This is a genomic window from Candidatus Enterovibrio altilux (assembly GCF_002381345.1).
In the GTDB taxonomy this organism is placed as follows: Bacteria; Pseudomonadota; Gammaproteobacteria; order Enterobacterales; family Vibrionaceae; genus Enterovibrio; species Enterovibrio altilux.
Genome location: NZ_CP020660.1, coordinates 825,078 through 845,520, shown reverse-complemented (window position 1 = coordinate 845,520; position 20,443 = coordinate 825,078). Strand labels below are relative to the sequence as shown.

At 38.6% G+C, this 20,443-nt stretch carries 16 protein-coding genes and 4 pseudogenes; 7 read left to right on the top strand and 13 right to left on the bottom strand.

The genetic code is table 11. From position 1 onward, the window contains the following. Positions 1 to 103 precede the first annotated feature (103 nt). From accC to aroQ, 3 genes are read right to left on the bottom strand one after another with little or no spacing between them, the layout of a single operon-like run. Positions 104 to 1,450, bottom strand: a complete 1,347-nt coding sequence (gene accC / locus BTN50_RS03635) for an acetyl-CoA carboxylase biotin carboxylase subunit (RefSeq protein ID WP_096619060.1) — start codon at positions 1,448 to 1,450, stop codon at positions 104 to 106. 12 nt (positions 1,451 to 1,462) lie between these two features. Next, positions 1,463 to 1,897 (bottom strand): acetyl-CoA carboxylase biotin carboxyl carrier protein, encoded by a 435-nt coding sequence (gene accB, locus BTN50_RS03630; protein ID WP_096619059.1) that lies wholly within the window; start codon positions 1,895 to 1,897, stop codon positions 1,463 to 1,465. Between the two features lie 25 nt (positions 1,898 to 1,922). Then, positions 1,923 to 2,378, bottom strand: coding sequence for a type II 3-dehydroquinate dehydratase (gene aroQ, locus BTN50_RS03625; protein ID WP_096619058.1), 456 nt, complete (start codon positions 2,376 to 2,378; stop codon positions 1,923 to 1,925). Between the two features lie 689 nt (positions 2,379 to 3,067). Here aroQ and hemE point away from each other — a divergent pair. Then, positions 3,068 to 4,129, top strand: a pseudogene (gene hemE, locus BTN50_RS03620) (uroporphyrinogen decarboxylase); the annotation flags it as partial. A gap of 284 nt (positions 4,130 to 4,413) precedes the next feature. Here the strand turns inward: hemE and spoT are convergent. The 4 genes from spoT to BTN50_RS03600 form a co-directional block, all read right to left on the bottom strand. Next, a complete protein-coding gene (spoT, locus tag BTN50_RS03615) occupies positions 4,414 to 6,519 on the bottom strand; it encodes a bifunctional GTP diphosphokinase/guanosine-3',5'-bis pyrophosphate 3'-pyrophosphohydrolase (RefSeq protein WP_096619056.1) in 2,106 nt (701 codons plus the stop codon). A 22-nt stretch (positions 6,520 to 6,541) separates the two neighbouring features. Beyond that, positions 6,542 to 6,817: a DNA-directed RNA polymerase subunit omega gene (gene rpoZ, locus BTN50_RS03610; protein WP_096619055.1), complete on the bottom strand. Its 276-nt coding sequence runs from the start codon at positions 6,815 to 6,817 to the stop codon at positions 6,542 to 6,544. A 39-nt stretch (positions 6,818 to 6,856) separates the two neighbouring features. Further along, the gene (gene gmk / locus BTN50_RS03605) at positions 6,857 to 7,480 is read right to left on the bottom strand and encodes a guanylate kinase (protein WP_096619054.1); all 624 of its coding nucleotides are present in this window, start codon (positions 7,478 to 7,480) and stop codon (positions 6,857 to 6,859) included. Between the two features lie 998 nt (positions 7,481 to 8,478). Further along, positions 8,479 to 9,342, bottom strand: coding sequence for a YicC/YloC family endoribonuclease (locus BTN50_RS03600; RefSeq protein ID WP_096619053.1), 864 nt, complete (start codon positions 9,340 to 9,342; stop codon positions 8,479 to 8,481). 177 nt (positions 9,343 to 9,519) lie between these two features. On the opposite strand from BTN50_RS03600, the gene rph reads away from it, so the two are divergent. Together rph and pyrE are read left to right on the top strand one after the other, a co-directional pair. After that, positions 9,520 to 10,236 carry a ribonuclease PH gene (gene rph / locus BTN50_RS03595; RefSeq protein WP_096619052.1) on the top strand — a complete coding sequence of 239 codons (717 nt, stop codon included), beginning with the start codon at positions 9,520 to 9,522 and terminating at the stop codon, positions 10,234 to 10,236. 131 nt (positions 10,237 to 10,367) lie between these two features. Next, positions 10,368 to 11,009, top strand: a complete 642-nt coding sequence (gene pyrE / locus BTN50_RS03590) for an orotate phosphoribosyltransferase (protein ID WP_096619051.1) — start codon at positions 10,368 to 10,370, stop codon at positions 11,007 to 11,009. A gap of 55 nt (positions 11,010 to 11,064) precedes the next feature. Here pyrE and BTN50_RS03585 read toward each other — a convergent pair. Further along, positions 11,065 to 11,945: pseudogene (locus BTN50_RS03585) on the bottom strand (IS5 family transposase). 719 nt (positions 11,946 to 12,664) lie between these two features. On the opposite strand from BTN50_RS03585, the gene crp reads away from it, so the two are divergent. Beyond that, positions 12,665 to 13,297 (top strand): cAMP-activated global transcriptional regulator CRP, encoded by a 633-nt coding sequence (crp, locus tag BTN50_RS03580; RefSeq protein ID WP_096619050.1) that lies wholly within the window; start codon positions 12,665 to 12,667, stop codon positions 13,295 to 13,297. Between the two features lie 562 nt (positions 13,298 to 13,859). Beyond that, on the top strand, positions 13,860 to 14,369 hold the full coding sequence (gene coaD / locus BTN50_RS03575) for a pantetheine-phosphate adenylyltransferase (protein ID WP_096619049.1): 510 nt from the start codon (positions 13,860 to 13,862) through the stop codon (positions 14,367 to 14,369). Between the two features lie 325 nt (positions 14,370 to 14,694). Here the strand turns inward: coaD and BTN50_RS12140 are convergent, their stop codons facing one another. Continuing rightward, on the bottom strand, positions 14,695 to 14,835 hold the full coding sequence (locus BTN50_RS12140; RefSeq protein ID WP_394336738.1) for a hypothetical protein: 141 nt from the start codon (positions 14,833 to 14,835) through the stop codon (positions 14,695 to 14,697). Positions 14,836 to 15,059: 224 nt separating this feature from the next. Here BTN50_RS12140 and BTN50_RS10045 point away from each other — a divergent pair, with 224 nt between their 5' ends. Continuing rightward, positions 15,060 to 15,203, top strand: a complete 144-nt coding sequence (locus BTN50_RS10045; protein ID WP_161492936.1) for a hypothetical protein — start codon at positions 15,060 to 15,062, stop codon at positions 15,201 to 15,203. Positions 15,204 to 15,482: 279 nt separating this feature from the next. On the opposite strand, the gene tyrS is transcribed toward BTN50_RS10045, so the two are convergent. Together tyrS and BTN50_RS03560 are read right to left on the bottom strand one after the other, a co-directional pair. Further along, entirely contained in the window at positions 15,483 to 16,670 is a 1,188-nt protein-coding gene (gene tyrS, locus BTN50_RS03565; protein ID WP_096619048.1) for a tyrosine--tRNA ligase, read from the bottom strand. 594 nt (positions 16,671 to 17,264) lie between these two features. After that, a pseudogene (locus BTN50_RS03560) lies at positions 17,265 to 17,545 on the bottom strand (IS5/IS1182 family transposase); the annotation flags it as partial. Positions 17,546 to 17,701: 156 nt separating this feature from the next. On the opposite strand from BTN50_RS03560, the gene BTN50_RS03555 reads away from it, so the two are divergent. After that, positions 17,702 to 17,896 (top strand): hypothetical protein, encoded by a 195-nt coding sequence (locus BTN50_RS03555; protein ID WP_096619047.1) that lies wholly within the window; start codon positions 17,702 to 17,704, stop codon positions 17,894 to 17,896. Positions 17,897 to 18,683: 787 nt separating this feature from the next. On the opposite strand, the gene motX is transcribed toward BTN50_RS03555, so the two are convergent. Together motX and BTN50_RS10385 are read right to left on the bottom strand one after the other, a co-directional pair. Next, positions 18,684 to 19,304 (bottom strand): flagellar protein MotX, encoded by a 621-nt coding sequence (gene motX / locus BTN50_RS03550; protein ID WP_096619046.1) that lies wholly within the window; start codon positions 19,302 to 19,304, stop codon positions 18,684 to 18,686. Positions 19,305 to 19,518: 214 nt separating this feature from the next. Next, positions 19,519 to 20,386: pseudogene (locus tag BTN50_RS10385) on the bottom strand (IS5 family transposase). Positions 20,387 to 20,443 lie beyond the last annotated feature (57 nt).

Here is a 20,443-nt window from a genome sequence, read left to right as displayed (position 1 = left end):
AGCTGATTAGGCTAGGTAAGCCTAAAATAAACGTGATCGTCTAATGGTGAATCATGTTATAGTTTTACTATCTGAATTAAGCTCAATCAATAGTATACATGACCTACTTGTGCATACCTAGTTTCTTTTCTAAGTAGTGGATATTCGTACCACCGTGTTGGAAGTTTTCGTCGGTCATGATTTTTAGCTGCAGTGAAATGTTGGTTTTGATTCCATCGATAATCATTTCGCTTAGAGCATTGCACATACGAGCAATTGCCACTCCGCGATTTTCACCGAAACAAATCAATTTACCGATCATTGAATCATAGTGTGATGGAACCGTGTAACCAGAATAAATGTGTGATTCCCAACGCACACCCATGCCACCTGGTGCATGGAAGCGGTCGATTTTACCTGGACAAGGGAGAAAGCACTCTGGATCTTCTGCATTGATGCGACACTCGATTGCATGGCCATGAATTTGGATATCATCTTGTGTAAATGACAATGGTTGGCCAGCTGCAATACGCAATTGTTCTTTGATTAAATCAACGCCAGTGATCATTTCGGTGACTGGATGTTCAACCTGAATACGAGTGTTCATTTCAATGAAGTAAAATTCTCCATTTTCATAGAGGAACTCAAACGTACCTGCACCGCGATAACCGATTTTAATACATGCTCGGCAACAACGTTCACCGATGTACATCCGCATCTCTGTTGTCATATGTGGTGCTGGGGCTTCTTCAACCACTTTCTGGTGTCGACGTTGCATGGAACAGTCACGCTCACCAAGATGGATTGCACTACCTTGACCATCTGCAAGTACCTGAACTTCAATGTGACGTGGGTTTTCAAGAAATTTCTCCATGTAAATAACGTCATTATTAAAAGCAGCTTTTGCTTCAGCGCGAGTCATCGCAATGGATTCTATCAGTTCAACTTCTGAGTGAACAACGCGCATACCACGACCACCACCACCACCCGAAGCTTTAATGATAACAGGGTAGCCGATGTGTTTGGTAACAAATTTGTTTTGTATTTCATCATCATTTAGTGGACCATTAGAACCAGGTACGCAAGGGATGCCAGCTTTTTTCATGGCATTGATGGCTGAAACTTTGTCACCCATCATGCGAATAGTTTCAGCGTTCGGTCCAACAAAAATAAAGCCTGATTGTTCGACTTGTTCTGCAAAATCGGCATTTTCTGATAAAAAGCCATAACCCGGGTGAATCGCAACAGCACCTGTGACCTCCGCTGCACTGATAATGCGCGGGATGTTTAGGTAGCTTTCACTGCTTGATGCAGGACCAATACAGACTGTTTCGTCTGCTAACAGCACGTGTTTGAGTTCACGATCTGCCGTTGAATGAATTGCAACGGTTTTAATGCCTAATTCTTTGCATGTACGCAAAATACGTAGTGCAATCTCACCGCGGTTAGCGATAACAATTTTGTCTAGCATAGCAGTCCTCGGTTATTCGATAATGATCAATGCTTCGTCGAATTCAACGGTTTGGCCGTCTTCAACCAGAATAGCTTGCACCACGCCTGATTTATCGGATTGAATCTGATTCATCATTTTCATTGCTTCAATGATGCAAAGAGTGTCACCCACGTTTACTTGTTGTCCTACTTCAATGAATGATTTTGATTGTGGGCTGGGAGAGCGGTAAAAAGTCCCCACCATGGGAGACAGTACTGTGTGACTAGAGACTTTAACTGGTACTGCAGTTTCAACGGTGGCTTGAGCAATAACTGCTGCTGGTGCGGTCATGTATTGAATTGGTGGTGTTAATGGAGCAATGGCACGTCTGATGCATACTGACTCCTCACCTGCTGAAATTTGTAATTCTGCAATGCCTGACTCTTCAACCAGGTCAATAAGTTTCTTGATCTTACGAATATCCATGGTGTCTTATCTCTTCAAAATTAGTTTAGTTAGCATCTGATTGTAGGCGACGAGAAGCTGCCATCAGAGCAAATTCATATCCGTCTGTTCCTAACCCACAGATAATTCCAATGGCTTTGTCTGATAGGTATGAGTGATGACGGAAAGATTCACGTGCATATACATTGGACAAATGAACCTCAATAAATGGAATGCCCACAGACAGCATGGTATCTCTTAGTGTCACACTAGTGTGAGCTAATGCGGCAGGATTAATGATGATGAAATCAACGTTGCCCATGGCCAGATGTATGGTATCGATGAGGACATGCTCGGAGTTGGATTGCACATGATTAAGCTGAATATTGAGTTGTGTTGCTTGCATTGTCAGATCTTCTACAATGCACTTCAATGTTTGTTGTCCGTAGTACCTAGACTCTCGAACTCCTAACATGTTTAGGTTAGGGCCATTAATGAGTAAAACTTTACGTTTTGGCATCATATGAATCACTGTGTTCCTGTTCCTGTTCCTGATTGCTGCTATCTTCTTATTTTGAGTGCTGAATCATACACTAAAAACACAAGTATAGAGCAATCACTGCAAATGGCAGCAAAATACTTATTGAATCAGATTAAATTTAATATTTAAAATATAGGTCATGCGATTATGAAAAAATTTCAGAGCAATAGTTCACTATTTAACTATGCGTATTAATAAAAGAGCTATGTTTCCATAACTGAATGGTTGCTTCACCCATTCAGAATGTCAATGAGCCGCGATTGATTAAAGCTTTATTATCTTTTTTGTAGTCGGTTGTGTTGCCATGCCGTTTTTCTATAAACATAAAGATTTAAGTGAACCTGGTTGTTTAGAGTGTAGGTAAATGATTTAGTTACCTGATTGATGACATGAAACTTTAAAACCAACGGAAATGCACGACAAAGTGAACGATACATTTCTTGAACGTGTGTATTAGCTTTGAGTTACATTGGATTCATTGAATGTCATGAACATTATATAGGTAGTCCTTGTAGACTTTTCTTATTAAGCCGCATGTTTAACATGTCATTACACTTTTGACAATTGACTGTTGTTATTTTAGGATATATATAATTATCTTCCAAAAATATCACTTTTGTTACGACCTGAGAATGATACAATAACCCTACTCTAATTTCAGGCTGTAGATGATGATAAAATTAAAAAATAATTGCTACTTGCGCGCTTTGTTGAAAGAGTCGGTTGAATACACGCCGGTATGGATGATGCGTCAGGCTGGTCGTTATTTACCTGAATATAAAGCAATACGAGCGGAAGCTGGCGATTTCATGTCATTATGTAAGAATGCAGAATTGGCATGCGAAGTGACTCTTCAACCGCTACGTCGCTTTAATCTTGATGCAGCTATTTTATTTTCAGACATCCTAACTATTCCCGATGCGATGGGACTTGGTCTATATTTTAAAACTGGAGAAGGTCCTAAGTTTGAGAGGCCTATTACTTGTAAGGCAGACGTGGATAAAATTGGTATCCCTGATCCAGAAGATGCGCTGCAGTACGTGATGAATACTGTACGCACTATTCGTAAAAATTTGGAAGGTCAGGTGCCATTGATTGGTTTCTCTGGTAGTCCTTGGACATTGGCTACTTATATGGTGGAAGGCGGTAGCTCTAAAGCATTCACTAAAATTAAAAAGATGATGTATACTGATTCTCAGACGCTTCACCTTTTATTGGATAAATTAGCCGATAGTGTGATCGAGTACTTGAATGCCCAAATTAAAGCTGGCGCACAAGCTTTGATAGTATTTGATACATGGGGTGGCGTGCTAACACCGCGTGGTTACAATGATTTATCGCTGCAATACATGCATAAAATTATTGATGGTTTGACTCGTGAAAACGAAGGTCACTGTGTACCAGTCACTTTGTTTACTAAAAACGGCAGTATGTGGTTAGAAAAAATTGCAGCGACAGGTTGTGATGGTGTAGGTCTAGATTGGACAATTGACATTGCAGAAGCTAAGTGTCGTATAGGTGATAAAGTTGCGCTACAAGGCAATATGGATCCATCTATATTATATGCATCACCCGAGCTTATTTGTCAGGAAGTAGGTACAATTCTTGAAGGGTTTGGGACGGATAATGGTCATGTATTTAACCTTGGCCATGGTATTCACCTTGATGTTTCACTTGAAAACGTAGGTGTGTTTGTTGATGCTGTGCATGAGCTTTCTAGGCCATACCACAAGCGAAGTTATGCTGATTCATCAATGGATAGAATGTGCTGTCCATCAAACCTAAGGGATTACAATACCCAGACTGGAAAACCTACGTAATGATAAAAGCGTTAAATAAACTGACAAGTTTGGATATGCCCAAAATACAAACTTTCGTTTAACAGTGAATCATATTGGGATTTGCTATCTGAGCGTGAATTAGAAAACAAAGCCTCAATTATGGAATGTTTTATTCATATATAAAAAACCGTTCATGGAAAGCAGATATTATGATTCTTATTTACCGGAATAAGACCTTAATTTTTCTGTCGGCTGACTTTCACTATGTTTGGCATCACGCGGATACGACGCATAATGTTAGCTAAATGTACACGGTTCTTCGTTGTTAACTTAACATAAATGGTGTATAAACGACCATCACGTTCTTTGGTGGTTAAACCTTGGATATTGGAACCTGTTGATGTGATAGTATTGGTTAGATTAGCTAACGCACCTTGGTGATTAAGCATGTCTACGCGAAGGCCAGTTGCAAATTCTTGATTAATATCATTGTCCCACTCAACCGGCATGTATTTATCAAGCTCCTGACGGTAACCGCGGATATTAGCACATTCTTCTCGATGAATAACTAAGCCTTTACCCGGGCTGACATGCGCGATCACTGGATCGCCAGGAATAGGACGACAACAATTGGCGTAAGTTAGCAAAATGCCATCGCTGCCACGAATTGGCAAACTACCACCTTGTTGTTCTAGGCTATCAACATTACCTAAAAGACGTTTAGCAATCACCACGCTCATCAGTTCACCAAGACCAATTGCAGCAAGAAGATTATCTATTGTTTCAAGTTTTAAGTCTTTCAAAACTTTGTTAATATTTGATATATGAACGTCTTGAATATTCACGCTACCTAGTGCGTGATGCAAGAGACGACGACCAAGAATAACAGATTCTTCACGATGTCTGGTTTTTAAAACCTGACGTATTTTAGTACGTGCGCGTGATGTCACGACATAATTTAACCACGCTGCATTGGGACGTGTTCCTGGTGCAGTAATAATTTCAATAGCCTGACCATTTTTTAGCGGTTGGCTTAGTGGGTAAGATTGGCGGTTTACACGGGCACCAACGCACGAGTGACCTACATCGGTATGTACGGCATAGGCGAAGTCGACTGCTGTTGCACCAACGGGTAATTCAATAATGCGGCCTTTTGGTGTAAAAACAAATAATTCATCAGGAAATAAGTCAGATTTAACGTTTTCAATAAACTCGAAAGAGTTGCCAGCACTTTGTTGAAGCTCAAGTAAACTTTGCATCCAACGCCGTGCGCGAATTTGCGCTGTTGTACCACCTTGGATGTTATCAATACCATCTTTATAAGCCCAATGTGCAGCGATACCTGTGTCAGCCATCTGATCCATGTCTGTTGTACGAATCTGTACTTCTACGGGTACACCGTGTGGACCAATCATTGAGGTATGCAATGATTGATAACCGTTAGCTTTTGGTACGGCTATGTAGTCTTTCATACGACCTGGTCGAGGCTTATACAGATTGTGCATTTGTCCAAGTGCACGATAGCAGGTATCTAAATCGTTGACAATCACGCGAAAAGCATACAAATCCATGATAGTGTGAAAGCGCTGCTCTTTATTTTTCATCTTATTGTAGATGGAATAAAGATTTTTTTCGCGGCCTAATACTGATGCTTTGATGCCGGCATCTTCGAGGCGACCTTCAATTTCAGCATGGATTTTCTGGATCATAGCTTTACGATTGCCACGTGCTTGCACAATCACTTTTTTCAATACGCGGTAGCGCGTTGGGTATAAAGCTTCGAAGCCAAGTTCTTCAAGCTCAACTTTGATGTTATGGATACCGAGACGATGTGCCAGAGGGGAAAAAATTTCTAGTGTTTCGCGTGCGATGCGACGACGTTTATCAGGGCGCAGAGCACCCAGTGTACGCATGTTGTGCGTGCGGTCAGCCAATTTGATAAAAATTCCCCGTATGTCACGGGCCATCGCCATGATCATTTTGCGGAAGTTCTCCGCTTGAGCTTCTTTTCGATCGCGAAATTTGAGCTTATCAAGTTTGGATACGCCGTCAACAAGATCGGCGACGTTGTTCCCAAAGCGTTGCTGCAAGTCTTCTTTCGTTATCTTGGTATCTTCAATTACATCATGAAGCAAGGCGGCCATTAATGTTTCGTGATCGAGACGCATTTCAGCAAGAATGCATGCGACAGTAATTGGATGAATTATATAAGGCTCGCCACTAGAGCGACTTTGTCCTTCGTGGGCGTCACGCGCAACCAAATACGCTTGCCGGAGTGCTTCTAAGTGCAACTTCGGCAAGTACTGTGCAGCCACTTTTTTCAGGCTATCAAAAAGATACAAATGGCCTGCTTCCTGAAGTCAATTAGCGAAGTAAGCCTGAAATCGTATTAACAGCAGCCATCTCAGCAACTACTTGCTCCTTTTGCTCTTGGCGCTCATAAGCATCTAGAATATTTTTTGTAATTAGACCTTCTTCGATTTCGCGCAAAGAAACAACAGTTTGCTTATCATTCTCTTCCTGAATCAGTGCGTCTTTACCACCAGTTTGCATTTGGCGTGCGCGACGAGCTGCGACCAACACTAAATCGAAACGGTTACCAATTTTTTCAACAGCGTCTTGAACGGTTACACGAGCCATGAAGCACTCCAATAAGTAAAAAATTATACAGACAAGATGTTATTGTGCCAGTAATCTGTCTAGCATGTCATGATATTTTCTAGTTTGCTTGTTTTGGGTCATTCGCTCAGCATGAAGAATGACTTTCATATCCATTAATGCAACGTTGAAATCATCATTCACAATAACGTAATCGTATTCATTATAGTGTGAAATTTCAGAACAGGCTTCTGCCATGCGTTTTGCGATCACTTCATCAGCATCTTGACCGCGTGCATTTAGGCGATGTTCCAGCTCTTCTCTGCTTGGAGGCAAAATAAAGATGCTTTTTGCATGTGGCATTTTTTTGCGAATTTGTTGAGCACCTTGCCAATCAATATCGAGAAAAATATCGATACCTTTTGCGAGCATTCCTTCAATCCATAGACGTGATGTGCCGTAAAAATTGTCAAAAACTTTTGCATATTCCAAAAACGCATCTTGTTTAATCAGCTCTTTAAATTCACTCACAGGCACGAAATGGTAATGAATACCGTTTTCTTCACCTTTGCGGGGAGCTCGAGTGGTGTGAGAAACGGATACTTGCACGTCGTAACATGAGTTATCTTTTAATAGTGCTGAAATCAGGCTTGATTTACCTGCACCACTAGGGGCTGAAATAATATAAAGCGTACCTTGGCTCATGGTTTTGATCACTGTCAGGTTAAAGGGAGTTGTTTCCCAATTCGAGCTCAGATCGAAAATTTCAGTATAGTCAACTATTAGCCGAGGGCTTGCATTCTAAGTATACTTAGTTTTGTCAGCTTATTTACACTTTTATCATTGTGTAGGTTATTTTGCTAATCTGGATATTGTAATTTTGTAGGTTTGCTCTTTATGCTAAACAGCGTTTTGACGCAGGACATAACAGTTTCTGATAGGGAACGTTTATGGCAATCATACCTCGTTGCCCATATTGATTTTAACTGTGTAATTTTTGGTAGTAACCGCTAAATTATGCGTATGTACTCGTTCCCTCCAAAAGCTGCGTCCTCGCTTAGTGGCATGTTTTTTTACTTGTTATTTGTCTTTACCGTAAACTTTCAGCCCCCTAGAACTAATGGCTAAGTACTTGATTATTATTTGCTGTTTTCTTTTGTTTGATGAATCGTGTTCCGTCCCATATTGTCCTAAGTAACTTCTATAATTGCTAGTGTAATTGCTTTTTGTTAATGTCCGAGTGTTGGAGTATTTTAAGAAGCAGAGTGACTAATTAAACGAAGACAATTGTATGCCTATAATCTTCGTTTCCAACGCGATGTTAGCCTTTTTTGTTTACTTGTTAATGCATGAATAATGAGGGCATAGCAACTGCAGTTGAGTAAAAATAAAAACAGAATTAATGCATCTTTATAAATTTTTCAAGGGCGTTGAAAATATTCGTTTGACCATGAAAGTCGTCATAATAACTAAGTCTATCAATTAATGAAGTTCGTTCATAAACCTAAATATTTAAATGAATTTTACTGTTTAGATTATGTATTTGTTATTTAGTTTTTTGCTTTAGGAGATAAAACCGATTAAAGGACACCAGACTATCAAGGATTGCGTAAAATTCACATCTTCCTTCTCAGGATAACCTAAAAATTGAAGAAATTTTAGTCAATCAATGATCAATTGGACTCTAGAAATAGGAGTTATGATTACTCGATATTCTGAATTTGTTCTCGCATTTGTTCGATCAATACTTTCAGCTCAACACCAGATGCAGTGATTTCAGTGCTGATTGATTTAGATGTTAACGTATTTGATTCGCGGTTGAACTCTTGCATCATGAAATCTAAACGCCGGCCACAAGAGCCGCCTTTTTTTAAAATTTTGGTAGTCTCTGATATGTGAAAGTCCAGACGATCCAATTCTTCTGTAACATCAGTTTTTTGTGCTAGTAGGATGATCTCCTGTTCGATGCGACTTGAATCTAACTCAATTTTTGCATCCTGCAGTTTGCTGATAAGACGTTCACGTTGCCAATTGATAACTTCTGACATTTTAGTTCGCACTTTTATAATTTCAGCATTAATCGAGTTCAAACGCTGCTCAATTAAGGCTTTCATGTTATCGCCTTCGCTTGCGCGTGCAGCAGTGAAATTGTTAATAACTTCGTTAAAGCCTGCTAATAATGCTTTGTTTACGATATCCATATCTTGTTCTAATGCTTGCATTACTCCAGGCCACCGCAAAACTTGGAATGGACCGATGTGCCCTTCACCAGATATCTCTCTGATCCGCTTAGCAGCGTGAATTACTTGTTTCGCTAATTTTTCGTTGATTTTGAGTTCTGTGTTAGCGGATGCCGTAGCTTCAAAACACAGATTACATTCAACCTTACCGCGAGCAAAACGTTGGCGGAAACGCTCACGGATGATAGGTTCAAGACTACGGAACTGCTCTGGCATTCGAATACAGGTTTCTAGATAGCGTTGGTTTACCGAGCGAATTTCCCAAACGGCAGAGCCCCATGTATCCTTAATTTCCTGATGAGCATAGGCTGTCATACTATGAATCATTGAAGTTTACTCTTTTATTAAAGTTGTTCTGAGTATACTCAGTTGTTGTAAGCATGTGTAAGCAACTCATCTTGAAAATGATGAAAAATGTAACTGGTGCTTAATGTTAGCGTGTATGAGCTAAAATCGCTATGATTAAGGCAATGAAATTTAGTAGTTTATAATAGGTGAAAATTTATGCGTCCTAGCGGCAGAGAAGTTGGTCAAATTCGTCCAGTGGTCATGACACGTAATTTTACCACGTATGCAGAAGGTTCTGTGCTGGTGGAATTTGGTGACACTAAAGTTATCTGCACCGCAACCGTTGAAGATGGTGTACCATACTTCTTGAAAGGCAAAAGTCAAGGCTGGATCACGGCTGAATATAGTATGCTACCTCGTGCGACCAATATCCGTAATCGTCGTGAAGCGGTGAATGGCAAGCAAAGTGGTCGCACAATGGAAATTCAACGTCTTATCGCGCGCAGCCTACGTGCAGCGGTAAATCTTGATCAACTGAGTGATTTCACGATTACTGTTGACTGTGATGTTATTCAAGCGGATGGTGGCACACGCACAGCGTCTATTTCCGGTGCTAGCGTGGCAATGGCTGATGCTCTGAATACATTAGCTGCTGATGGCAAACTGAACGCTAACCCCATGAAAGGTCATGTTGCTGCAGTATCTGTGGGCATTTATAAAGGCACGCCAATTTGTGATCTTGATTATCTAGAAGATTCAACTGCAACAACAGATATGAACGTTGTAATGTTGGAAGATGGTCGCATGATTGAAGTGCAAGGAACCGCAGAAAGCGAACCGTTCTCCGCAGAAGAATTGAATGCTATGTTGTCATTGGCCACTAAGGGCATTAAAGACATCATTGTTATTCAAAAAAAATCACTAGCAGATTAGTGAAAAAAAGCATTTCTATTAGCGGCTTTCTTAAATAAATTTTGGTAAAAGTAGGTCTAAAGTGTTAAATGACATTCTACACCTCCGAAATATTAGCATATAAGCCGTTTTTTAGTGCGATAGGAGAGGAAATGAAGGCTTATCAACATCAATTCATTGAGTTCGCATTGAAAAAACATGTTTTAAAGTTTAGTAAATTTACTTTGAAGTCTGGCCGTAGAAGTCCGTACTTCTTTAATGCTACTCTGTTTAATACGGGACGAGATTTGGCACGCCTAAGCCGTTTCTATGCAGCGGCATTGGTGGACGCGAATATTGATTATGATCTTTTGTTTGGTCCTGCTTACAAAGGTATTCCTATTGTAGCAACAACTGCGGTAGCGTTGGCTGAGCATTATAATATTGATATACCTTATTGCTTTAATCGAAAGGAAAAAAAAGATCACGGTGAAGGCGGACATTTTGTTGGGAGTGCACTTGAAGGCCAAGTGATGTTGGTTGATGATGTGATTACAGCAGGAACTACAATTCGGGAGTCAATGGAAATTATTCAAGCAAATGGTGCGGATTTAGCTGGTGTACTTATTGCTATTGACCGCCAAGAGCGGGGCAAAGGTAAACTTTCTGCGATTCAAGAAGTGGAGCGGGACTTCGATTGCAAAGTGATTTCTATCATTAGTCTCGGTGATCTAGTAACGTATCTTGCAGCGAGAGGTGATAATCTAGAACAACTGGCAGCAGTGAAAACATATCGAGCAGAATACGGTATTTGATATTCTTTCCTGTAATGATGCATTAGACGATCACGTTTATTTTAGGCATACCTAATTATGTCAGTTTATTTAACGTTTTATTATGATCTAGGTTTTACTAACGTGGGTACTGTGATTTCTTAAGCTCAATGTTCTTCCGAATACTTTTTTGACTCGGAATATTGCCGTCTCTGCTAAAAAATATTTATGATAACTATACCGCGTTTTTTAATGCTGATTTGAATCGTATAACTGCTAGTAACTGACCGTTAAATTGCGCGGATAACCTGTTTTTTAAAAGTTGCACTTTTTTTGATGGTATGAGTGGAACCGCTCGTTTAATACGAACGGTTTCGTAACATTATCTGGTGTCGTAGGCGCCATCGGCTGATATTTGGTTATTGATTGTTGGGTCTATTTGAGTAAGTTGGGTAGTACTTCACCGTCAGTCATACTTAATGCACTTAACTTAGCAGCAATAATTTCATGTATTTTATATCTACAGTTCAATGTAACTTACGCCAGACTTGCCGTTTCCCATTAGTGATATGCTTTTTTATTTGTCATTCGCCGCCACTGTAAATTTTGGGCCCTATAAAATGAATAATTGAGTACTGGATGGTGTCTTTAGTCTTAGCCTTGAACGCGTGGGTTAACCATTTTGACCCGCTTTTTAATGCATGAATAGTGAGATATGACAACTGCAGTTAAGCAAAGCAAAAACAGAACTAATAAATACTTACAGACCTCTCAATAGCATTGAAAATGCGCGTTTAACCATGAAAGTCGTCGTAATGATACGTTGCTAAATAAACGAAATTTTTTATAATTACCCAGCTTAGTTTGATTCCATAGTTGAATCACTTCTTCATCAATCCAAAAAATTAGTTAACCCTTATTGGTTCAAGCTTGATTATACTGCTTGCAATTAGTTGTTGTGTAACGAAGCTTATTTATAGACCTGAATATTTAAGTTAGCTTAGCTATTGTTTGGGCATAGATAAAAAATTTAGTTCCCTGATTGAGGAAGCCAAGCTCAAGAAAAGACATAGCTTTTGAAGAACTAGGTTATCTGCGTAATGTAGCGGCCAATTACCAGAAGTTGTACGGTTCAAGTAAGCATTGAAAAGCGAGGTATGGTAATCATAAATGCTCTCTATCAGAGATGGTGAGGTGTTGAGTTCAAAAATTACTGGGAGGGATATTGAACCTAAGATATTAAAGTGCTTAAATTAACGAAATTTACACCATGATTAAAGCGTTACATAAGCTGACAGGGCTAGGTATGTCCCAAATAAAAGTCATCATCTCATAGTTAATTATATTGGGGTACGCTATCTGAATCCACATTAAGAACCAGAGTGACTATTATTTGATGATAACCTGAATTAGGCAACCAAAAATATTTCATTTTCGTTCTATTTGATACGTGCGCACATATTGTTTCTCTACTTACTTTCAAGGGCGTGAGCTTGTTCACGATTTTAGACTTTTATTAAAGAGAAAGTTTATATTAAAAGCAAGAAATTATTCAGAAAAAGGGATAAACTTAATGACTAAATAGAGAACTTATAGCTTAATTGCTAATACTTTATGTGATCCCACGGACTTGTGCCCCGCAGGACGGTGGGCTAAGGAAGACTCATCAGGCAACAACTGTAGAGGAAATGAGATATATGGTTTCAGGAAAACTTCAAACAGACCCGACACTAGAGTGGTTCCTTTCACACTGTCACATCCATAAGTATCCTTCTAAAAGTACACTTATTCATGCTGGTGAAAAAGCTGAGACACTATATTACATTGTTAAAGGCTCTGTGGCTGTACTTATTAAGGACGAAGAAGGTAAAGAAATGATTCTCTCTTATTTAAATCAGGGAGATTTTATTGGCGAACTAGGCCTATTCGAAGAAGATCAAGAGCGTACAGCGTGGGTTCGTGCTAAAGCACCGTGCGAAGTCGCTGAAATTTCATTCAAAAAATTCCGCCAGCTGATTCAAGTGAATCCTGAAATTTTGATGCGTTTATCTGCTCAGATGGCCCATCGTCTTCAGATTACTAGCCAAAAAGTGGGTGACTTGGCATTTTTGGACGTAACAGGCCGTATTGCACAGACTTTACTAAATTTAGCAAAACAACCAGACGCAATGACACACCCGGATGGTATGCAAATCAAGATTACGCGTCAGGAAATTGGTCAAATTGTGGGTTGTTCACGCGAAACCGTTGGTCGCATCTTGAAGATGTTGGAAGAACAGAATTTGATCTCTGCGCACGGTAAAACCATCGTAGTATACGGTACTAGATAATTTACTATTAATCATAAAAAAGCCACCTGCACGATTAGCCTACCAGCTTCCGGACGAGTGGCTTTTTCTTGATTATACTGTTTCCAGTTAGTCACTTTATAACTAAAATTGATAATTCAGTTACTAGCAGTTATACGATTCAAATTAGCATTGCACAATGAGATATAGTAACCATAAATGTTCTCTATCAGAGACGGCAATATTTAGAGTTAACAAATTCCTGGGAAGGACATTCAACCTAAGGGATTACACTGGTTAGATTAAAAAACTTATGCCATAATAAAAGTATTAAATAAGCTAATAAAGTTAAGTTGCTTAAAAACGCAAATAATCATCTAATAGTTAATATGATTGAGATTTATTATTGAAATTTTAACTAGGAAACAAAGTCTGTACAAAAAGTGCTAGAATGACCTTCTTACTGTGATTTTGCCAGAGATTACAAGGTCTTTGACGTCCCGAATAAATAATAAATTTTATATGCTCAAACAGGAATTTTTAAGTGCATTGAGTATACCGTTGTATTTTGGTAGCATGTCATTAGTTTAGATAATTACAGGAAATGCCTGTGAGCAAAAAAGTGATGACCCGAGTAATTTACCCTGGTACTTTTGATCCAATTACCAATGGTCATACAGAGATCTTAGGGCGAGCGGCATCTATATTTGATGAAGTGGTTGTTGGTATTGCAGTAAATCTAAGTAAAAAACCATTATTTGAACTCGATGAGCGTGTTGCCTTGGCTAAAGAAGTAACTAAACACATTGATAACGTCACTGTTGTTGGCTTTTCTGGCTTGTTAATTGATTTTGCTAAACAATATAATGCCAATATTTTAGTACGCGGCCTGCGTGCTGTCTCGGATTTTGAATACGAATGCCAGTTGGCCAACCTGAACCATTGTTTGATGCCGGAACTTGTAAGCATTTTTTTAATGCCGTCAGAAAAAAATTCGTTCATTTCTTCGACGCTTGTAAAAGAAGTGGCGCTTCATGGCGGGAATACCAGCGAATTTGTTCATCCCTCAATACTCAAAGCAATGAGCTACCACATTAAAAAAGCCAGTTATTAGCGGGCCTTGAGTGGCTTTATTTCCTAATTCAAGTCCAGATAGCAAATTTTAATCTTATTAACTATTAGATGATCCTTTGCGTTTTAGGTATTAGACCTAGTCTTGCCAGCTTATTTAACGCTTTTATCAGGGCATAGATTTCGCTGATCTGAGGATTGTGATCTCTTAAGATTAATGCCCTGCCGAGTAGTTTTGTGATTTAAACCATTGCCGGCTTTGATAGGAAACGTTTATGGTAACCATATCTGTTTTTCAATGCTGATTGGAATCATATAACTTCTGGTAATTAACAGTTAAATTATGCAAATGACCTGGCTTTCCAAAGTTATTCTTTTCTTAGTGGGGTGAGTGGAACTGCTTGTTTAATGCTAACAATTTCGTAACATTGCCTGGTGCTGTAAGCATCACCGACTGCTAAATGTAACTTGTGCCAGACACGCCGGTTTCTAGCATTATCCTGCTTCATTTGATTCCACAGCCGAATAGCTTCTTCATCAATCTAAAATATTAGTGAGCCATGGCTGATTAAAACTTGATTATACTGTTTCCAGTTAATTATTTTACAGTCGAGATTATTCATAGATCTGAATATTGAAGTAAGCCTAACTGTTTAGAATATTGACTAAAAATTTAGTTCCTTATTGAGGGAATAAAGCTAATTACTATATGCGTTCCCTAGCAGCGACAGCAATGGTTCGAGTCAAAAAATTACTGAGAGGAACATTGAGTCTAAGGGAGTACAAGGCTAAGGCTAGTGAAACCTACGCCCTGATGAAAGTATTAAATAAAATGACAGAGTTAAGTATACTTAAAATGCAACTGATCATCGAATAGTTAATAAGGTTTGAACTTGTTATTTGAACTCAAATGAAGAAATAAAGTTGGTTTTGCATCTTAATTTTGGTGACGTTTGAATTAGCTGATAGACACAGGGTTGAGAATCTATTAATTATCATTAATTGGAGACGTCAATGAGTCGGCGATCTATGTAAAAGTCACAACGAAAATATTTTAATTATATTGTTGAATGGTTTGTTCTTCAATGTGCTGTAAATATGTGGAAAAAAAGGCGCTAATATGCGCCTTTTCTTTTTTTAGCGACTTAACAGCACATTATGCCAGCGTGATACGAGCAAACTTGTGTTTACCTACTTGATAGACTGCTGTGCCTGTCGTAGGAATTAGTTTTATATCTTCGATTTTTTTGCCGTTAATCTTTACTGCGCCTTGGCGAACCATACGCATGGCATCTGAAGTGGAGCGGACCAAAGCAGTATCTTTCAGAAGGTTAGTAATCGCTACACCTTGTTTAAATGAAAACTGCGCCATCTCATTTGGTAGTACACCTTTTTGGAAGCGATTAATGAATGCTACTTCTGCAGTTTCTGCATCTGCTTCGGAATGGAAGCGTGCGATTATTTCTTTTGCCAACATGATTTTTATATCGCGTGGATTCTTACCACTTTGGATGTCGACTTTAAATTGCACAATATCTTCCAGTGGACGAAATGACAATAATGTATAGTAATTCCACATAACATCATCAGAAACTGACATAATTTTGCCAAATATCTCATTGGGTACGTCATTAATGCTAATATAATTGTGCGCAGATTTAGACATTTTTTTAACGCCGTCTAAACCAACCAGTAATGGCATAGTAATTACAACCTGCGGAGGTTGATTATTTTGCTTCTGCAGGTCGCGTCCCATCAAAAGGTTGAATTTTTGATCAGTACCGCCTAGTTCCACATCTGCTTTAAGCTCAACAGAGTCATAACCTTGCAATAACGGATAAATGAATTCATGAATAGCGATAGGTTGGTTGTTTCTGTAACGCTTTTTAAAATCGTCCCGTTCAAGCATGCGTGCAATCGTTGAGCTAGCAGCCAAACGGATCATGCCATCAGTACCAAGCTTACTTAGCCAACTTGAGTTGAATTTAATACATGTTTTAGCAGGATCCAAAATTTTGAAAATCTGGTTTTTGTAGGTTTCAGCATTACTCAAAACCTGCTCACGTGTCAGCGTTGGGCGCGTCGAACTCTTACCACTTGGGTCTCCAATCATTGCGGTATAGTCACCGATCAGACAGATTACTTCATGACCCAACTTTTGAAACATACGCAATTTATTTATGATCACAGTGTGACCTAGGTGAATATCTGGTGCTGTTGGATCCGCGCCCCACTTAATACGAAGTGGATGATTCCCTTTCAGTTTTGCAATCAATTCTGCTTCAGGAATTAATTCCTCCACATTACGTTGTATTTCGACTAGCGTAGTTTCAATGCTCGCCATAGCTTATTGCTCCCACAGAATCAGCAATTTTCCGTAAAGCAACATACTACTTGAATATTGACGGTTTTTAAAAGCAATTAACTTTATATATGAGGTGACATTTTAAGTGTATATTTTAGTAAAGTGTAACAATGATAGCAAATTAAAGATGACTTGACAAAAATGTAATATTTTTAAACTCATTATGCATTCAATAGATTGTTTTGTATGTAAAACATATATTTTTTTGATGGGTATTATAATACGTTATTAATGTAAAATATGATTTTGTCAGTACACAATAACGGTTTTCAAGCATAGTATTGCTGGCTTTATTTTTTCACTCAGGGAACTAAATTATTAATCTACGCTCTAAACAGTTAGGTTCCATTTGACATTCAGGTTTATTGACAAGCTTCGCTACAAAACAATCAACAGGAAGAAGTATAATGAAGCTTTAATTAATTGTGCCCATTAATATTTTGGGTTAATGACGAAGCCATCCTGCTATGGAATTAAGCTAAGCCGGGTAATCGTGAGAGCCCTGATTTATTTAGCGACTTGACTTTATTTTTTAATTTAAATTCAGATAATAAATCCTAATATAATTAACGATTAAATAATTGCTTTTATTTTAGGTATACTTAACTCGGTCAGTTTAATATAATGCTTTTATTGTAACGTAAGTTTCGTTAATCTGAGCATTGTGATCTCTTAAGCTCAATGTCCCTCCGAGTAGTTTGTTAACTTGAATCATTGCTGTCTCTGATAGGGAACGTTTATGGTAACCATACCTTATTTTTAATGCAATTTGAACCGTATAACGTCGGATAACTGACCGCAAAATTACGCGTATGGTCGTGTTCCCCAAAAGTTGCTTTTTTCGTGGGATGAATGAACCACTCGTTTAATCCAACTGGTTACGTAGATTGTTTGTTATCGTATGCGGGGTAATCATTCAGAAACTTAGTTGATTTAGTAACTAAATTATTACGACGGTTTTTATGGTTACATACGCATTTTTAATGCCATTGAGAAGTCTGTAAAAATTCATGAATGCTGTTTTCAAATTTGCTCAACTGCGATTGTCATGCCTTCACTATTTATGCATGAGCACACGAGTCAAAATGGCTAATGTAGCGCTTAAGACGAAGATTAAAGGAATCATCCTGCACTTAGCCAGTGCTGCTGAGTTAAATGCATCAGATGTAACTGCCAGCGAAGTGCTACTTAACTTGCTCAAATAGACTCGCCCAAGAATCGATGGAATATAAGGCGATGGATCTGACGTGACCATATAATATTACGAATCCGTTCGGATTAAGTAAGTGATTTTACTCATCTTACTAAGAACAGGAGTAACTTTTGGGAAACTAAGTCAGCCGCGTAATTTAACGGTTAGTTACCGGAAGTTATACAGTTTTAAGTAGCCTTGGAAAATGAAGTATGGTTACCATAAATGTCCCCTATTAAATACGAGAATGTTTCGAATTAAAAAATTATTTTATGAGGGACATTAAGCCTTATGAATTATAATGCCTATATTGGCGAAGCCTACGCCATGATGTAAGCATTAAATGATCTGATAGGACTAAGCATGCCTAAAAGGTAAGCGATCGTCTAATAGCTTATGATATTGGAGTGTGCGATCTGATCTTAGGTTAGGAAATAAAACGAAACAAAGTCGCTGAATGGCTTCTTCATTAATTTAGAATGTTAGTGAGCCCGATTGATTAAAGCTCGATTATACTGTTTCTAGCTGGTTGCTTTGTAGTGAAGCTTGTTCATAGACCTAAATATTCAAGTGAACCTAACCGTTTAGAGCGTAGATTGATAATTTGATTCCCTGATTTAAAAAATCAAGCTGGTTTAATGTGCCTCCAAGCAGCTTTTTAACTTGAAATAAAGCCGTTATTAATTTACATCACGAGCATCCAGTGAGGGGGCACTTTTAAAGAGCCTTCGCATGCTGACTACCTTTAAACTGAAAGTAAACAAAATGCCATGTCAGTGCGGAGCTTTCATTAAAGGATGTTACCAAAATGTATCATGTCGCTTTGCACGTGCAATAACGTTGCGAGGCATTTTATTTTCGAGAGATTTACGTAGCATGGTGACTTTTTGGTGAGTAGAACTGTCAGTTGTAATGGTTTGATAGAGCCAGCGGTATGCGTCTTCATAATCAAGTGGGCTACCATAATCCGCCACTAATAATTCCGCTAACTGTAATTTTGCGCGCGTATTACCTAAAGAGGCTGCTTCGCGTAAATAAAATATTGCTCGTTCTGTATCTTGTTGTACTAACGTACCCCGTGAGTAATATCGACCTAATTGTTCTAATGCGGCTGGTAAACCTTGTTGAGCAGCGAGCTGCATGTAATACACTCCCTGCGCCGCATCTCTCTCTACACACACGCCCCATGCTAACATATCGCCATATAAAAATTGGTAAGATGGTGATTCAATACGAATAACACGCGCTTCGATATCTTGTAACAACTGGCATTCATCTGCTTTCACCTTTTTAAGGTGACTGTTGGTTTCAAACAACCGGAAGAGTTGGGAATTTTCATATACAGGCAATGCAGGACCAATGTCTGCTTTCGTTGCAGAACTGGCTAACATGATGGATATAAATAAGATTCTCAGTTCCATGCATTCCTACTATATGAACGTACCTGGATGCAATTGCATTGTTTTGCCTAAATTATATCGACAATCCAATCCATAACTTTACTTTTTTTTGGTCATGTGCTTAATCGATTAAACTGAATGTAATACGCCATTTTTATGAAGTGATTATGACGGTTACTGCTGGGTTTTATTTCCTAATTCGTGTTTAGATAGAATATTCCAACAGGATGAATTGTTAGAGAATTACTTGCGTGTTAGGCATACTTAGTCCTGTTGACATTATTTTATGCATTTATCATGGCGTAGGTTTCGCTAATATGAGCATTGTGATGCCTTAGGTTCAGTGTTCCTTCTAATAATCTTTTGACTCGAAACGTTGCTGTTTTTGATAGGGAACGTTTATGGTAAGCATACGTTATTTTTTAATGCTGATTGGGACCGTATAAAGGCTGGTAATTAACAGTTAAATTATGCGAATGACTTCGTTCTCCAAATGCGTTTCTTTTCTTGGTGGGATGAGTGAAACCGCTCTTTTAATACGAACGGTTTCGTAACATTATTCGGTGTTGTAAGCTCTATCATCTGAATTCTACGGCGGGCTGTTTGAGTAAGTAAGTAAGGTAGCGTTATACCGGCAGTTACATTTGATGCACTTAACTCAGTAGCAATGATTTCATGTGTATGTATATTTATCGCTAAATGTAACTTACACCAGACTTGCCTTTTGTATTCGTACTATGTTTTCTTATTTTTTATTTACTGAAACTGTAGACTTTGAACTAGGTAGCACCAACCGCTAAGTGCTGTACGGTTCCTTTATTCTTTATTTTGAACGCAACATTAGCTATTTTAGTACGCTTGTTAATGTATGAATAGTGGGGGCATAACAACACTGGTTGAGCAAGGTTAAAAAGCAGAATTAATGAGGCATTACAAATCTTTCAATGGCATTGAAAATACGCATTGAGCCATTAAAACCATCGTAATAACTCAGCTACTAAATAAATGAGGTTTACCCTATGATTACCCCGCTTAGTTTGATTCCATAGCTGAATAGTTTCTTCATCAATGCCTAATACTAGTGAATCACAATTGATAAAAATTAAATTATACTACCTTTAATTAGTTGTGTTTTAACGAAACTTATTCATAAACCTGAA

What these genes read in the sequence shown, in the direction of transcription:
- accC (WP_096619060.1), bottom strand. Translation starts at nt 1,450, where the DNA reads ATGCTAGACAAAATTGTTATCGCTAACCGCGGTGAGATTGCACTACGT.
- accB (WP_096619059.1), bottom strand. Translation starts at nt 1,897, where the DNA reads ATGGATATTCGTAAGATCAAGAAACTTATTGACCTGGTTGAAGAGTCA.
- aroQ (WP_096619058.1), bottom strand. Translation starts at nt 2,378, where the DNA reads ATGATGCCAAAACGTAAAGTTTTACTCATTAATGGCCCTAACCTAAAC.
- rpoZ (WP_096619055.1), bottom strand. Translation starts at nt 6,817, where the DNA reads ATGGCTCGTGTAACCGTTCAAGACGCTGTTGAAAAAATTGGTAACCGT.
- gmk (WP_096619054.1), bottom strand. Translation starts at nt 7,480, where the DNA reads ATGAGCCAAGGTACGCTTTATATTATTTCAGCCCCTAGTGGTGCAGGT.
- BTN50_RS03600 (WP_096619053.1), bottom strand. Translation starts at nt 9,342, where the DNA reads ATGATTCATAGTATGACAGCCTATGCTCATCAGGAAATTAAGGATACA.
- rph (WP_096619052.1), top strand. Translation starts at nt 9,520, where the DNA reads ATGCGTCCTAGCGGCAGAGAAGTTGGTCAAATTCGTCCAGTGGTCATG.
- pyrE (WP_096619051.1), top strand. Translation starts at nt 10,368, where the DNA reads ATGAAGGCTTATCAACATCAATTCATTGAGTTCGCATTGAAAAAACAT.
- crp (WP_096619050.1), top strand. Translation starts at nt 12,665, where the DNA reads ATGGTTTCAGGAAAACTTCAAACAGACCCGACACTAGAGTGGTTCCTT.
- coaD (WP_096619049.1), top strand. Translation starts at nt 13,860, where the DNA reads ATGCCTGTGAGCAAAAAAGTGATGACCCGAGTAATTTACCCTGGTACT.
- BTN50_RS12140 (WP_394336738.1), bottom strand. Translation starts at nt 14,835, where the DNA reads ATGAAGCAGGATAATGCTAGAAACCGGCGTGTCTGGCACAAGTTACAT.
- BTN50_RS10045 (WP_161492936.1), top strand. Translation starts at nt 15,060, where the DNA reads ATGGTTCGAGTCAAAAAATTACTGAGAGGAACATTGAGTCTAAGGGAG.
- tyrS (WP_096619048.1), bottom strand. Translation starts at nt 16,670, where the DNA reads ATGGCGAGCATTGAAACTACGCTAGTCGAAATACAACGTAATGTGGAG.
- BTN50_RS03555 (WP_096619047.1), top strand. Translation starts at nt 17,702, where the DNA reads ATGAATGCTGTTTTCAAATTTGCTCAACTGCGATTGTCATGCCTTCAC.
- motX (WP_096619046.1), bottom strand. Translation starts at nt 19,304, where the DNA reads ATGGAACTGAGAATCTTATTTATATCCATCATGTTAGCCAGTTCTGCA.